Origin of the sequence: Runella defluvii, assembly GCF_014195535.1 — a bacterium.
GTDB classification, from domain to species: Bacteria; Bacteroidota; Bacteroidia; order Cytophagales; family Spirosomataceae; genus Runella; species Runella defluvii.
This window is the reverse complement of the sequence record NZ_JACIBY010000021.1, coordinates 84,480-98,292: the sequence shown is the minus strand read 5'-3', so window position 1 is coordinate 98,292 and position 13,813 is coordinate 84,480. Positions and strand designations below refer to the sequence as shown.

The window sequence follows — 13,813 nt, the reverse complement described above, 5'->3', positions numbered from 1 at the left end:
TCTATAATTTGACAATTTTTAAGCAAAAAATCCACTCCAAATTGAGTGGATTTTTTGAAAATATTTTTTGAAAAAGTAATTTCCAAGGGAAGCCTATTTACGCAAACATCCCGAAAGTTCAGAACTTTCGGGATGTTTCATTTTAGACAGTTTATATGAAGTTCCTACTGTATTGAAGAAAAGAATTGATAAGAACCTAAAAGAAAATCCTGAACCGCCGTAGCGTGGTTTTTACCTTTGAGGGTAATTAGTTCCACATTGGTTGCGCCTCTTGCTTTCATGGCGTTGAAGGCGTTTTGTGAATTGAAATAAAAGACCAAATCGTCGGCATCACCGTGGTACAAACGCGTGGGTGTTTTGGGTTTCCAATCATACACGTCGTTGTCTTTTACTGCATTGGTAAAACCCGTGTCTGTGCCGTCGGTGAGTCCTTTGACAAACGCATCGGTAAAAATGGTATTAAAGCTCACGTTGATATTGGCATTCTCTTTGGACGATTGAATCTGGGCTGCCCAAGGGTCTTTAAAGTACTGAGTCGTGGGGCGGTTGAGGCCATAGATTCGGTCGTAAGTAAGTAAGGTCCACAAATAAAGTTGGTTATAACCCACAACCCCCGTGGTTTTATTGGTGGTAATGTACTTCATAAAAGCCGTTTTATCGTAAGCCCCCGCCCCACAGCTCGATGCTCTCAGGTTAAATTCGGCACTGGCTTCCTCTTCGATTTTCTTTTGAAGCGACATGGTTGCAAAACCACCCGCCGAATAGCCCGCGATGTACAGACGTTCATCCCACTGAATTTTTTCTTGGTTGATAAACTCTTTTGATGCCCGAATCATGTCCAAACAGGCCGATGCCAAACTGGCACGATGCTCGTAAGGATGCGGTACGGTATTAGATGTACCATATCCAATGTAGTCGGGGTAAGCGATGATGTATCCCAACGAAGCAAAAAGCGAGCCTGCTAAACTTGCTTCCGAATTGGCCGCAAAGTACGACGGCGCTTCTTGGTCGGAGCGAATGGTTCCGTGCTGTACGCTGATAAGAGCCGAGGTGGTGGTTTTGGCAGCAGGATAAATCAATGCCCCAGAAGCCTGAATTTCCTTGCCATCGGTGTTTTTCGTTTTGTAAACGATTTTATACACTTTGATGCCGTATTGAAGAAACGGGGCAATTTGCGCAAAAGCAGGGTCGCCTGCCGCTATTCGCTGCACAAGCTGGTCTTTGGTAAATTCTCCAACGAGGGCGCTGCTTACTAAATATTGGTTGGAAGGCGTTGGGTCGCTGTTTTTGGAACATCCACTAACAATGACAACCAGTGCCAGCAACCAGAGGTAAAAAGAATGTTTGATGTGTTTCATACGAAGAGAATATCGCGTTTGGGTTCTGTTTCTAAACGTACAAAATTAGAGAAAGTTGCCCGCCAATTTTGAAAATACCTTATAATTTGTCGAGATGAACGATGAAAACTTGCTTATTTTCTTGTTCTGTTTGTGGTTTTTTTAACGCACGGTTGAAGGCTATCTTTTTTCCATCGTGCGACCATACCAAATTGGAAGGCGAAGGGTTGCTTGAAGGTGTAAGTAGTCGTACCCGATTTTCAAAGGGGGCATTTCCAAGTTTTACTAAAACAATGCTTCCATTCCAAACGTAGCAAAGGTGCTGCCCGTCGGGATGCCATCTAAAATACCCTTCAACATTGGAGGGATGAAAGGTCAGTTGAGTGGGTGTACCCCCAAGTGGCGAGAGGGTGAAAATTTGTTGCACACCTTTGTCGTCTTTGGCCAAAAATGCCAACACGCTACCATCGCCCGACGAACGAACAACGCCCGTACATCCTGGAAAAGCAGTGTCGGCGGTGTGGGTCAGGCGGCGTTGACTTGTGCCTTTGGGCGGCATGGGCATCATGGTGTCGGTGCCTTCGAGCGGCCCCCATGCGCCTGCTTGAGTAATGTCATCAGGAATGTCCACGATAAAAACTTCATCAACGTCTTTGCCATTTTTATCTTTTACTTTTCCCACAAAAGCCCGCGCTATTTGGCGTTGGCCGTCGGGCTTTAGGTACCCATTTAGACCCACCCAACTGTCGCCTGCGGCGTGGCTAATTTCGTCGGAGCCTGCTTGTGGGGTAGGCGTTACCCGAACGACCACCGCGCTAAACCATTCGCTCGATACATCTTCGCCGTTGGTTGTTTTGGAAACGGTCACCGAATGTCCGCGTTTCGACACGCCAATGGTGCGGAGGTTGTGTTTTTGTTGCGTTTTGTCTTCAAGTGCTTTTAGGATGGCATCATTATAGGTATAACCTATCCAATTCCCGTCGCCGCTCCATTCGTGGCGGTGGGTGCCGCCGCGCAGTGCGCCAGCGGTGAAAGGCGGCGTCACATCACGGGCATCCATATAAATAGGAACATTGGGCGCTTGGTCTTTGATGATGATTCCTGTCCGTCGCCATTGTTGATAAGGGTTGGCGGCGGTCACGTTCATTAGACCATGGATAAAGACCACCGAGGCTTCGGTGTGGGCATAACTTACCGCCCCCGCGCCAGGCCCCCATGCGGCGTTGTTGGGCAGGGCGTATAGTACTTTTTTCTCCCCCGTTTGGGTATGAACTTTTTCAATTTTGGCCGATGCCGCAATGCCACCGTCATCGGTGCGGGTGTCATAGACCAACCACTGGTCATCGGGCGAAAAATTGTCGTTGTTGTCCAAATCGTGGTGGTACGAAAGGTCGTTGGTTAATTGCGTTTCTTTTAAATACTGGTTACTGTTGCAAGAAGTCATGGCAAGGGTGGTTAAGCATAAAACGGTTGTTAGAAGACGCATACAAATTGGTTCATTATAAAGTAGGACAATAACTAACGGGTTGGAGCACTGATGACGCCCAAATAGCGCCCCATCCAATAGGGTAATAAAAAGGAATCGCCCGCACTTAACTCACTTTGGCCGTTGGCAAGGCGGTCGAGCTTGAAAAGGTTACGGTTGTGTTTCAATTCTGGACGCTCGTCGGGCGGAAGAACGTGCGTGATGGTTTGTCCCCGAAAATTGGCTGGAACCGACACAAGGTCTTTGCGGTGGCTATTCATAACCTGCCATTCGATCATGTCCAGCGGAAATTCTTTTAAGTACCAAATCGTTTCTTTTTGGTCAAATTGTTGTGCCCCTGTCATGGCATAACACAAATTCCACAAGCCATTCTTCTCAGGACGTTCAAAATTCCAATGCTCTTTGATGGCATGAAGGTATTGTTTTTTTAGCTCTGGAGTAAACGCGTACGGATACAAACACCAGTACGCCAAAAAGTACATTTCGTCGTCGGAGTGATTCCACTCTTCGGAGAGTTCGGCAGCAAGTTTTCCTTGGTTTTCATCAACGCGCCCAATCTCGGCCATCGGGCGCATGAGGTTCTCCAAATAGCCGTGTTTTTGCATCAACTCGTACGCCTTTTCTTTGTAAATCTCTTTTTTGGTAAAATGATAAGCCGTTTGTAAAAAGCCGATAATGTTGGACGCATACAATTTGCGGTCACCAACTGTTTTGGAAAACCCATTGACATACGCAGGATTCCACTTTCCCCAAAGGGTGGGTTTGCCATCAAAATCAATCAAATACCAATCATTTTCGATGATGTAGGTCATCAGTTCGTCCATCAAAGTAATGGCTTTTTGTTTGACTTCGCCGTCCAGGTTTTGTGCCAAAAGGGTCAACGCAAACATTTGCCCCACGGTTTGGTCGCTACTGGTGGTACCGCGCCAATCCCACACGCTGTCTTTGGCCTGCACCCAGCCGTTGGTCATGCCACCATCCCACGGAATGGCCTTAAATTTATGGTGTCCGTGCCGTTCAAAACCTCGGGCAAAGTACCCTTTCATGTTGGTAATACTAAAGAGTCGTTGCATGGCTTCAAACGATTCGAGGCAGTTGTCGAGGGCTACTTTTTCTCCCGTCACTTTGTATCGAAACAGCTGGCTAACGAGGTACATCGACGTCCAGAGGTTGTCGCTGTCGCGCTGTCCCATTTCAAAGGTGGACAAATCGCCATTTTTTAAGGTAGAAACGTCGCAGTTGAAACCATAACGAATGTGGCGTTGGCGCACTTGATTTTCATAGACCATTGCTTTGTCGTGGAGGGTCATTTTGTCAAAATGAATTTCGCCTACGCCTTTGTCGGTAAGTACTTGAACGGTTTGGTTTGGCCCTGCTGCAATGCTCACCACCCGATTACTAGGAATCCAACGTTCGCCATAATAATAGTTAAAGCCACCTTCGGACCGACGCATAAAGGCTCCCGTGGTAGAGCCTAGCCATAGTTTGTCGTTGATGTACGCCATGGCGGTTAGCTGTGGACAAGGTAGTTTTTCTTGAAGCGCAGTGGCCTTGAAAGTAAGGGCCGAAACGGCAAAATAGCCGTTTGAAGTACCTACAAACAGGGAGTCTTTGGCCAAAGCAAAACAGCTCAGATTATTGCCCTGAAATTCGGTTTTAACCGCTTTGGTCGCCACTGAATAGGAGAGAATCTGCTGCGAGGTAAGCATTAAAAAACGGTTTCGAGGAGCATCAAACACCAGCTCCAAAATGGGCTGACTTGGGGCGGGTTTTGTGTCCACAACGGCATTGTTTTGGAGCAATGTAAGCCGTTGAGCATCGGAAACCAGAAACGTAAAGTTGGGCGACGACGCCAGTTTCTGGGCCGAGCCAAGCGAATGTGGCGCATACACTTTTCCTGCCCACGCATTGCTCAACACCGCACGGTCGTCCACAAAAACCAGTTGACCTTGAAGAAGTGCCATATCTGCTATTTTTCGGCTGGCCATTGGAACGTACGAGCGGTCAGGGCGAAGTTGGCCTGGGTACTGGAATTGTCCCCCGTGGGGCTGCATGAGTCCTGCTGAAGTCAAAATTCGTACCCGTCCGTCTTTGTCGGTAAGGATTTTACGAAGCTGCACCGAACTGTCTTGAACATAGTACTTGATGCTATAATCTTGGAGATATGGCTGGTCGGTGTAGGCCGTTGGGCGCAGTTTTTGAGATAGCGAAGGGAATGTTACCCAAAATGTTAGCAATAATGCAAGTGTGGAAGTGAAACGCATAGTTGGCTTATCAGAAAAATAAATATCTATAGTACGACGGATGCGCGAGCGAAGACTATTTCGCTGTCCAAAAGGATATTTTGCCACGGCATAATTTTATACCATAAGCTAATGTCTGAATTGTATATATTGTTTGATAAATAGCCATAACTCTGAAGAAAAAACGCTTGATAAATAATTTTGGAGAATTTATTTAACGGTTTGGAAGTACCAAAAAATAGTGCATAATTGCGCCCTTTAGTTCGTTGTTTGTTAGTCATTTAAAACGAAAGAGACTGGTTTTTTGACATTTGAGAGCGTCAATTGTAGGCATTTAGAAGGTAAAAAAATGACGAATTTTGTACAAAGAAAAAGAGTGTTTGTATGCTCAAAAAGGCATTTTATTTACTTTTTCGTTTCGTATCTTTTTTGCTATTGGATATTTGTTTCTTTTGGGCTAATTTTGATGAAACCATCAGTGGAAGATTGATAATAAAGTATAATTTTGAAATGTCGTTATGAATGCCATCCCGCCAAACCTAACTGGAGAAACCCTTATCATCGAAATTGATAAGGCCAATGTTGCTGAATGTATGGAGTTCCTTATCAAAGCACACATCCCTTTTAAAGTAGAATACAAAGGAACTAGCGCTACTGAGTCTCCCTTGGAGATTGCCTCGTTAATGAGTGATGCCGACCCTGCTTTAACCCCTAGAAAAAAAGAAAAGCGCCTGAAAGAAGCGCAGCTAGTAGAAAACATCTATCGACAGTACATTTCTGACACCGATTTTAGTACCTCGGCCAACATCAAGGACATTGTCAAAGAGTACAGTATCAGTTTGTTAAACTTTCAACAAATCTTTAAAACCGTCTATGGCAAGTCTTTTTACCAATTGTACATTGATAAAAAAATGGACTATGCGGCCGATTTGCTCCGAAAAGGGCATAAAGCAAAAGAAATTGCCAAAATGATTGGTTACGGTGACAAATCGAGCATTAAGTTTAACAAGATGTTTCAAAAGCACTTTGGACTGACGCCCAAAAAGTTTCAGATGGAAGCAAGGGCCGCTTCCTGAGATTGGGGCTGGAATCCAACCTGAGGGGTTTTATTTGCGTCATGGTTGAAAGAAACTTTCCCATGAAAAAAATCTATTTCTTTCTAGCAATCACTTGCTGGTTGATGGGTTGTGGAAACAACCCATCGCCCTTGAATAACATCGGCCCCAAAATCAGCGAGATACGCGAAAATGGGAAACTGCAGATGGCGTTTTTGTACAACAAACAAGGGTATGCGACCGAAATCCAAAAGTACTACTCAGATGGTCGTAACGTCTGGGAATCATGGCGTTATGAATACGACGGGAGCCGAGTCGTCAAACAAGAATATTGGTCGTCGCATCCGCTTCATTTAAGTACTTTTCCCGCGCCAGGGAAGCCGCTTGCCCTGCAATGGGCTACTAAATACGAGTATGCCTCCAACCAGCCTTATCCTTCCAAAATCATCACGTATTCGATGAACAACCCCAAAGAAGTCAGTTCGTATCAACTGAATAGCTACGACAATTCGGGGAGGCTCTTAAAAAGTGAAAGGTTTACGCCTGATGGGCAAACGAATGGTGTATCGGTCTATGAATACGACCAACGCGGAAATTTGCTTTTTTGGGGAGGGTCGTATTGGGAGTATGATGCCAAGCCAAGCCCGTTGAGGAAGCTGAATGTTCCGTATTGGAATCCAAGTTGGCCAAGTCCGAACAACGTAACGGCCAATTTTGGCTTAGATGCCAGCGGAAACAAAGCCAACGTATGGCGGTATGAATACACCTACGACGCTGTTTCGGGTTTTCCTGCAACCTATAAACTGTATGTTGATAACAAATTTATGGCTGATGGCGAATACGTTTATGAGCCATAGGTGGAGAATTGAATACGGATAATCCGTGTGCTCTTATCGACCACTTTAAAATTTGTTTTTTAATTTGCCAAATAATCAAGTAGTTCTCCAAAATGAAAATATACTTCATTGCCCTGATGCTGTGCTGTACGGCTGCGGAATATGCCCGTGCACAATCGTTTAAAGTCGTTGCTTTTTTTACGGGCAAAAACGACCAAGCGCACGTCAGTTTTGTCAAAGAAGCAAATCGTTTCTTTCCAAAAATGGCCGAGAAACACCATTTTCAATACGATACTACGTCCAACTGGGACAACCTAAACGCCGATTATTTGTCTAATTATCAGGTAGTTTTGTTCTTGGATACGCGCCCCGATAAACCCAGTCAACGGCAGGCGTTTGAAGAATACATGAAAAAAGGAGGGGCATGGATTGGGTTTCATTTTGCCGCTTTTGCTCTAACACCGTCTAAGTATCCGCAGGATTGGAATTGGTACCACGAAACATTTTTGGGGGCGGGGCAGTACAAGAGCAATACGTGGCGGCCGACGTCGGCGGTGCTTAAAGTCGAAACCAAAAAGCACTTTTCAACCAAAAAACTCCCCACAACTTTTACCACATCCCCCAACGAATGGTACCGCTGGGAGCATGACTTACGGCAAAATCCAGACATTGAAATTTTGTTGTCGATTGACCCCGCTAGTTTTCCGTTGGGAACGGGGCCTAAGCCGCACGAGATTTGGCACAGTGGCTATTATCCAGTGGCGTGGCGCAATAAAAACTACCGAATGTTGTACCTCAATATGGGACACAACGACATTGACTACGAAAACAAAACCAACAAAGAATTGTCGTTTACGTTTGAAAACGAAACCCAAAACCGTTTTGTAATGAATGCACTATTGGGCTTTGGGAAAGGAAAGTAAACATAACAACGGTGCTGATTTGTTACTCTGACATTTCGTAGATGGATTTTCTGTACTCAATTCCCCATTGAGCTATTTCGTCAATGATACGCTCTAAGGTTTTTCCGTATTCGGTCACTTCATATTCGACCGTAATGGGCTTGGTATCGAGCACGGTACGACGTATCAGATGGTTCATTTCCATGTCTTGCAATTCTTTTGAAAGCATTTTTGCCGCAATACCATCTACTTCTCTCAACAAATCCATAAAACGCATTTTCTCACTTTGCATGAGCGTGCCTAAAATGTGGATTTTCCATTTCCCCGACAGTATTTCCATCGTGTCTTTAATAGCTCCAATACGGGTTTTGCAAATGGCCGTAGTGTTTAGACTTGCTTCTTTTTTCATATTTTACAGTTCAAAATGGTAAAACAAAGGTATCAAAAATGGGGATAGTTTCTAATGGGAAAGTAGTTTCTAAAAGGAAATGCATAACAATTGTAAACTGTCTCGACTTTATCTTTGTATCGGACTTAAAAATCAAGCAAATGAATGTGCTTTTTGGGGTACATACTTCTTGACGATCAACTCAAAATGAAAATATATAGTACCGCAATTGTCTTGGTAGCCGTTTTTTTAAATTGCCAAGCACAACCAAAAAACAAAACAATGGCCAACGAAACAGTAAACAGTAATCCGCTTTTGTGCGATCCCGTAGCGGGAATTTGTGGACTTCCAGACGCGACCGACACCCTGAAAGCTGTCACCACAAAGACCCAAAAACCAGTGAAAGTCGTCTATTTTACTGACCCAATTTGCTCTTCGTGCTGGGGAATAGAACCACAGCTTCGAAAATTAAAATTGGAGTACGGAAACAGTATCGAAATCGAATACCGCATGGGAGGTTTGTTGCCCGATTGGAGCTACAACAGCGGCGGAATTAGCAAGCCCTCAGACGTGGCGCATCACTGGGACGAAGTGAGCGTGCATTATGATATGCCCATCGACGGTGACGTTTGGTTAGAATCTCCTTTGCATTCGTCGTATCCGCCGTCGATTGCTTTCAAAGCAGCGCAAATGCAGAGTAACGAAAAGGCGATTTTATTTTTAAGAGAAATACGGGAAATGGTTTTTTTACAGAAGAAGAACATCACCCAATGGGAGCACCTCGCCACTGCTGCGAAAAAAGTAGGGTTGGACGTGGCGCAGCTAAAAACGGATTTTGAAGGAAAAGCCAACGCACTTTTTGAGGAAGATTTGCGCGTAGCAAAAGCGTACGGTGTCAGGGGATTTCCGACCATGTTTTTTTCAACCAACGGAGGGAGTCAAGAAACCGTGTATGGTACAAAACCTTATATTTTCTACGAAACAGCCGTGTTGAGACTGCACGAAGCAGCGACCAAAAGCGAATACGACAAAACGTGGGAAACCCTCTTTACAAAGTACCAATCGTTGACCGCGAAAGAGTTTTCGGTGCTTTCCAATACCCCGAGGAATGAAAGCGAAAAAGTATTAAATGAGCTTTCTGGTCAAGGAATTTTGACAAAAATCACCACCAAAAACGGGGCTATTTGGAGAAAAGAGCCGTAGTGCGTCTTTCGTCAATTAGAAATCAAGCGCAACTTGGTACCTTTCATTGATGTATTTTTCGAGTGCCGTGATGGCGGTTTCAACGTTTTGGGGGCTTCTTAAATGACTATACGGAGGAGCTTCTACGCCTGTTCCTGCAAAATAAGGCTGCAAAATCGTCCTGTGTTTCTGGATATAAGCCCCCATAACTTGGGGGTTAAAATCTTTCTGGATAAATTCCTTCACGGCTGCTTTGTAATAGGCAAAATAGGCGGGATCATTGACAATATACCGTATCAAAGGCCACTGACTCGTCACCTCTTTCATGTCCATACTGAGGGCAAACCTCGAATTGTTGGAGCCGCCCCGCATCTGAAACGACAAGTTGAGGTCGTAAGGAATCCAGTGCATAACGCCGTCGGTATTGGCTAAGAAATAGTTGTGCGCCAAGACCCCGTATGAATCCCAATTGCCCACAGTATTGTTGACCGCCAAGTACCTCAAAAACTCCTTGACGTCGAATATCGCCTCCAATTCCTTCTTCCATTGGGCATTGTCACTGACGCGTAAAGGGCTATTGAGAGCCGTAATCAGTTGTTTTACGTCCGAGTAGTCAGCCAACGTTTGATTGTTTTGTTTTTCAAATTGGCTACTAATAAACTGCTGCATATTCGACTCAGGCTTATATACGTTGCCCATTTTTTTGCCGCTTTGCGTTTCTATCATGTGCTCCTCCACGGTCTCAATCACCTGATAAACACCACAATTTCTAAAGCCTTGCCCAAAATCAATCACTACCTTGTAATAGGCGACTTTGCAGGCCATGACGCCATTGTTTCGGAAGAGTTGGGTGAGCAGTTTTTCTCTTAGGAAAGAGTCGTCGCCATAGCTTGGCGCAAAAGAGAGTTCTTGAAAGCCATAAAAACGTTGATTTTTGATGTCGGGATTCTGGTCTTCCCATTCATCGAATTTCAGCTTAAACGGCAGTTTATAAATACCACTTCGCCACGAACCGTTGAGAGACGCGTTGCCTTTGAGTCGAAAACCCACCTTTTTCCACGTAAGGTCGCCTTGTTTGATTTGGGCTTGGACAAAGATGGGGTCGCCATACACCGCGTCTAAGGGCGCACCCACGGGAGGAGTAACGCCTGGAATGGTGCTGGCGCTGCCAAATTTGCGCGCCGTACGCCATTCCATATCCTTCTGGATTTTATCCCAGTTTTCTTGTCCAAGTTGGATGGTGATGGTACGCACCTGATCCTCAGGAAAAACCCAAGCGTAATCTGGGGTTTTACTGAATTGGGCAGGGAAAATATCAGCGTCGTTTTTGCAACCGATAAAGACGACAATCAACAAACAAAGGAGAATTTTACCATTCATGTTAGTAGGGGCGAGGCTTGCGGTAGTAAGGAAGCTTGAAGTGTGGGTAATTATAAATTAGAACTTACATCCTTTTATATCAGCTTTAAAAACATTGCCTGTCGTCTCAAATCCAGGCATAAATAAAATAGAGTTCCCAGCCGATAAGCTATTGTTTGAGGCAAAAGGTGTTTTACCTGAGACAGTTAAATGGGTGTGTACATTGATTGACGTAGATTCATTAGCAAGCCCTAGTGAGGTGCTTAAATCGGAAGAAAAAGGGCAAAGTTTAACTTTCCATAATTCAGAATCTTCATTTTGGTTACCTGTAAAGTACCCATTGTTACCAATTCGATAAATAGTTGAAGCAAAGAAATTGGATTTGATGATTTTTAAATTTTTTGGTTCTTTATCAATAAAGCCAATTCCTGATACATAGTAGTTTGTGGAGGGGTCTACTATTGTACCAGTAAATAAAACGTAATTTTCATCCCCAAAAATAATTTGACCTTTTACTGGGTAATTTAAGCGGTCCAAGACATTTGACACACTATTGTCTTTTAGATTGATTCTCCAAATAGGTTTTTCGGTGTTTGATGTATTAAAATAACAATATCCGTGAGAAATGGTGGGGTTACTATATGCCCAATTGAATTCATGTGTAACTTTCCCGAAATCGCTTATGCTTGAAGTTAATAATGAATGAATATCTGTTACCCAAAGTCGATTAAAATAGCTTCCATTTTCTGCATCACTTACACTAAAAAAGATTTTATTTTCGTAAACAGATAAAAAAGAGACGATAGGATTATTAGATGAAGTAGATAGGGAGGCAACTTTAATAGTGCCTTCTAATGTACCGTCAGTGCGCCATAGTTCTGTACCGTTTGAGCTATTAGATGCCCCAAAATATAGGTAGTTCCCTGCTTTAAATAATTTGCCACGGTTCAAACCAGAGTCATAACCAATATTTATATCTTTTAGCATAAATGTACCCGCATCGGTACCATCTGAGCGCCAAAGCTCTATGCCATTTTGAGGCGTTAGTCGATGCTGTGCTTGAAAGTATAAAACGTTATTTAACTCCGCCATTGACCAGATAGATGTAGGTTTTGTTGAAACTAACTCAAGAGAATCTTGCTTATTAATTTTATACAATCTGTCAGAGGCGGAGCTATGTGTACTTGCAGCAAATAGTAGCTCATTATTGACGATCGCAGATGGATAACCAGAAGATAAGGATAGAGGGAAAATAGTAAACCCTGTTTTGTCAGCTTTTTCGTAATAAGTGCTACTAAAAGAGTCGCTTCCGCTAAAGAAAAGCCTGTTTTTAAATATTGTTACAAGGTTTGGAGATTTACTAGTTTCGTCACTTTCAAAAATTAAAGAGAGGCTATCTTTTACGGTATCATACCGATATACATCATTAAAAATAGGATCTGACGGGTCATTTTTTATAAAGGTAGATGCTGTAAAGTAAATTTGATTAGTAGCTACTTTGAAATTAGTCGGTGTAGAACTTTTCGTATTATTATTTTGAATATTTTTCACAATGTGCGCCTCGCCAATATTGTTCTCGTTTGAAGTCCATAATTCACGCCCGTGTATTCCGTCGTCAGCGATAAAAAATATTCTATTGTTAGATACGTTAATATCTCTACAGTTTGATGAGAGAAGGTCCTTACTTTTCTTTCCTTTGGCAACGTTGAAAACCATACGTGTGCTTATTGAATCGGTTTTCCAAAGTTCAAAACCATTGGTATTATTATTCTTTGCATTAAAATAGAAGGAATCACCACTTACAGCACTATTTATATAGGGATATTTAAGGCTTGTGACTTCATTTACTGCAGTAAGGGTTGAATGTCTTGTCCTTATTGAATTGTTCGTAGTATTTACTTCAAAAATTCCACCACTTTCTTTAAAGAATAAAAGTTTATTTCCTGTTTTAACCAAAGGATTAACTGAGCTGACGTTTTGACTAATCAGTACAATATTATTTGTTTCAGTAAAATAACACCAAAGCGTCTTGTATCCGCTAGCAGATTTTGTTGTAAAATACAATACATTCCCAAATACATTATAGTCATCGGGTCGAGGAAAATTTTGTAATGAATTACCTACTTGTTTTTCTATTTTATAGGTTCCCTTGGATGTCCCATCAGTACGCCATAGTATGGCATTGTTGCTATTTCCACTACTAGTACTGTCCGCAGCAAAAAAAACGATATTATTACATTGGGCAATTTTAGGATTGTAGATGGAAACACTTGAGCCTCTACCTGGAGCAATATCTTTTACTATATAAGTGCCGTTTGATGTGCCATCGCTTCTCCATAATTCATTTCCTAATTCGGGAGTATAAACAAAGAAATAAAACTCATTCTCAAAAGAAGTAAAACTTGACATAGTTGTATGAGCGAAGCCAGGATTTATATCTTTGACCAATGTAACATTTAAATTGTAGGGGTTGACTTTATAAAGTTCCGACCCGAATGTACTGTTATCTGCGATGGCGTTTATATAAATGTTGTTTTTGAATAAACATATATGTGGTAATCTATCGTAATAGATATCCGTTCGTAATCCTTCTACTTTTACGGTACCTGCGGTAGTGCCGTCAGTTTTCCAAAGCCCAGTGTTTGAAACTGTGGTGGCCATAAAAAAGATACTAGATTCAACTACTACTTTGTATGAATCCTTGAAGCCACTGTTTTTTCCAGTATAAATATCTTTTAATAGGAATGTACCAGTTTGAGTCCCGTCGCTCACCCAAGGCTCATATCCAGTTGAGTCGGTATAACCACTGAAAATAACTTTGTTTCCAAAATACATTAAGGAGTTTTGGAGGTCTGATTCTGAGATATTTATATTTTTAACTATTTTATTGTCAAAATCAATATTTTGCGCATAGATAGTTATTGAAAAAAATGAAAAAATAAAAAGAAAAATAACTGAACATTTCATGCTGTTTAATTTTAGTAGTGTCGAGGTTGTATCTCTAAGAAAAAGATATTGTATAATT

10 protein-coding genes are annotated in these 13,813 nt (G+C 42.6%); 4 read left to right on the top strand and 6 right to left on the bottom strand.

Translation table 11 applies throughout. The annotated features are described in order from the left end of the window. Positions 1-164 precede the first annotated feature (164 nt). The 3 genes from FHS57_RS28755 to FHS57_RS28745 all read right to left on the bottom strand — a co-directional run bounded on the left by FHS57_RS28755 (position 165) and on the right by FHS57_RS28745 (position 5,087). Entirely contained in the window at positions 165-1,358 is a 1,194-nt protein-coding gene (locus FHS57_RS28755; RefSeq protein WP_183979783.1) for an alpha/beta hydrolase family protein, read from the bottom strand. A 79-nt stretch (positions 1,359-1,437) separates the two neighbouring features. Further along, complete coding sequence (locus tag FHS57_RS28750; RefSeq protein WP_229601481.1) at positions 1,438-2,823, bottom strand: DUF3748 domain-containing protein; 1,386 nt, start codon at positions 2,821-2,823, stop codon at positions 1,438-1,440. A 32-nt stretch (positions 2,824-2,855) separates the two neighbouring features. Continuing rightward, a complete protein-coding gene (locus FHS57_RS28745; RefSeq protein WP_183979782.1) occupies positions 2,856-5,087 on the bottom strand; it encodes a hypothetical protein in 2,232 nt (743 codons plus the stop codon). A gap of 497 nt (positions 5,088-5,584) precedes the next feature. On the opposite strand from FHS57_RS28745, the gene FHS57_RS28740 reads away from it, so the two are divergent. The 3 genes from FHS57_RS28740 (at position 5,585) to FHS57_RS28730 (ending at position 7,880) form a co-directional block, all read left to right on the top strand. Beyond that, positions 5,585-6,142 (top strand): helix-turn-helix transcriptional regulator, encoded by a 558-nt coding sequence (locus FHS57_RS28740; RefSeq protein WP_183979780.1) that lies wholly within the window; start codon positions 5,585-5,587, stop codon positions 6,140-6,142. Positions 6,143-6,204: 62 nt separating this feature from the next. After that, on the top strand, positions 6,205-6,978 hold the full coding sequence (locus FHS57_RS28735; protein WP_183979778.1) for a hypothetical protein: 774 nt from the start codon (positions 6,205-6,207) through the stop codon (positions 6,976-6,978). Positions 6,979-7,094: 116 nt separating this feature from the next. Next, positions 7,095-7,880, top strand: a complete 786-nt coding sequence (locus tag FHS57_RS28730; RefSeq protein WP_229601482.1) for a ThuA domain-containing protein — start codon at positions 7,095-7,097, stop codon at positions 7,878-7,880. A 22-nt stretch (positions 7,881-7,902) separates the two neighbouring features. On the opposite strand, the gene FHS57_RS28725 is transcribed toward FHS57_RS28730, so the two are convergent. Beyond that, positions 7,903-8,268 (bottom strand): winged helix-turn-helix transcriptional regulator, encoded by a 366-nt coding sequence (locus FHS57_RS28725; RefSeq protein ID WP_183979774.1) that lies wholly within the window; start codon positions 8,266-8,268, stop codon positions 7,903-7,905. 261 nt (positions 8,269-8,529) lie between these two features. On the opposite strand from FHS57_RS28725, the gene FHS57_RS28720 reads away from it, so the two are divergent. After that, entirely contained in the window at positions 8,530-9,450 is a 921-nt protein-coding gene (locus FHS57_RS28720) for a ClpXP adapter SpxH family protein (protein ID WP_183979772.1), read from the top strand. 15 nt (positions 9,451-9,465) lie between these two features. Here FHS57_RS28720 and FHS57_RS28715 read toward each other — a convergent pair whose 3' ends face one another. Both FHS57_RS28715 and FHS57_RS28710 read right to left on the bottom strand, forming a co-directional pair. Next, positions 9,466-10,809 (bottom strand): CotH kinase family protein, encoded by a 1,344-nt coding sequence (locus tag FHS57_RS28715; RefSeq protein WP_183979769.1) that lies wholly within the window; start codon positions 10,807-10,809, stop codon positions 9,466-9,468. Positions 10,810-10,866: 57 nt separating this feature from the next. After that, a complete protein-coding gene (locus FHS57_RS28710; protein ID WP_183979767.1) occupies positions 10,867-13,755 on the bottom strand; it encodes a 3-coathanger stack domain-containing protein in 2,889 nt (962 codons plus the stop codon). Positions 13,756-13,813 lie beyond the last annotated feature (58 nt).

What these genes read in the sequence shown, in the direction of transcription:
- FHS57_RS28720 (WP_183979772.1), top strand. Translation starts at nt 8,530, where the DNA reads ATGGCCAACGAAACAGTAAACAGTAATCCGCTTTTGTGCGATCCCGTA.
- FHS57_RS28715 (WP_183979769.1), bottom strand. Translation starts at nt 10,809, where the DNA reads ATGAATGGTAAAATTCTCCTTTGTTTGTTGATTGTCGTCTTTATCGGT.
- FHS57_RS28755 (WP_183979783.1), bottom strand. Translation starts at nt 1,358, where the DNA reads ATGAAACACATCAAACATTCTTTTTACCTCTGGTTGCTGGCACTGGTT.
- FHS57_RS28710 (WP_183979767.1), bottom strand. Translation starts at nt 13,755, where the DNA reads ATGAAATGTTCAGTTATTTTTCTTTTTATTTTTTCATTTTTTTCAATA.
- FHS57_RS28745 (WP_183979782.1), bottom strand. Translation starts at nt 5,087, where the DNA reads ATGCGTTTCACTTCCACACTTGCATTATTGCTAACATTTTGGGTAACA.
- FHS57_RS28725 (WP_183979774.1), bottom strand. Translation starts at nt 8,268, where the DNA reads ATGAAAAAAGAAGCAAGTCTAAACACTACGGCCATTTGCAAAACCCGT.
- FHS57_RS28730 (WP_229601482.1), top strand. Translation starts at nt 7,095, where the DNA reads ATGCTGTGCTGTACGGCTGCGGAATATGCCCGTGCACAATCGTTTAAA.
- FHS57_RS28740 (WP_183979780.1), top strand. Translation starts at nt 5,585, where the DNA reads ATGAATGCCATCCCGCCAAACCTAACTGGAGAAACCCTTATCATCGAA.
- FHS57_RS28750 (WP_229601481.1), bottom strand. Translation starts at nt 2,823, where the DNA reads ATGCGTCTTCTAACAACCGTTTTATGCTTAACCACCCTTGCCATGACT.
- FHS57_RS28735 (WP_183979778.1), top strand. Translation starts at nt 6,205, where the DNA reads ATGAAAAAAATCTATTTCTTTCTAGCAATCACTTGCTGGTTGATGGGT.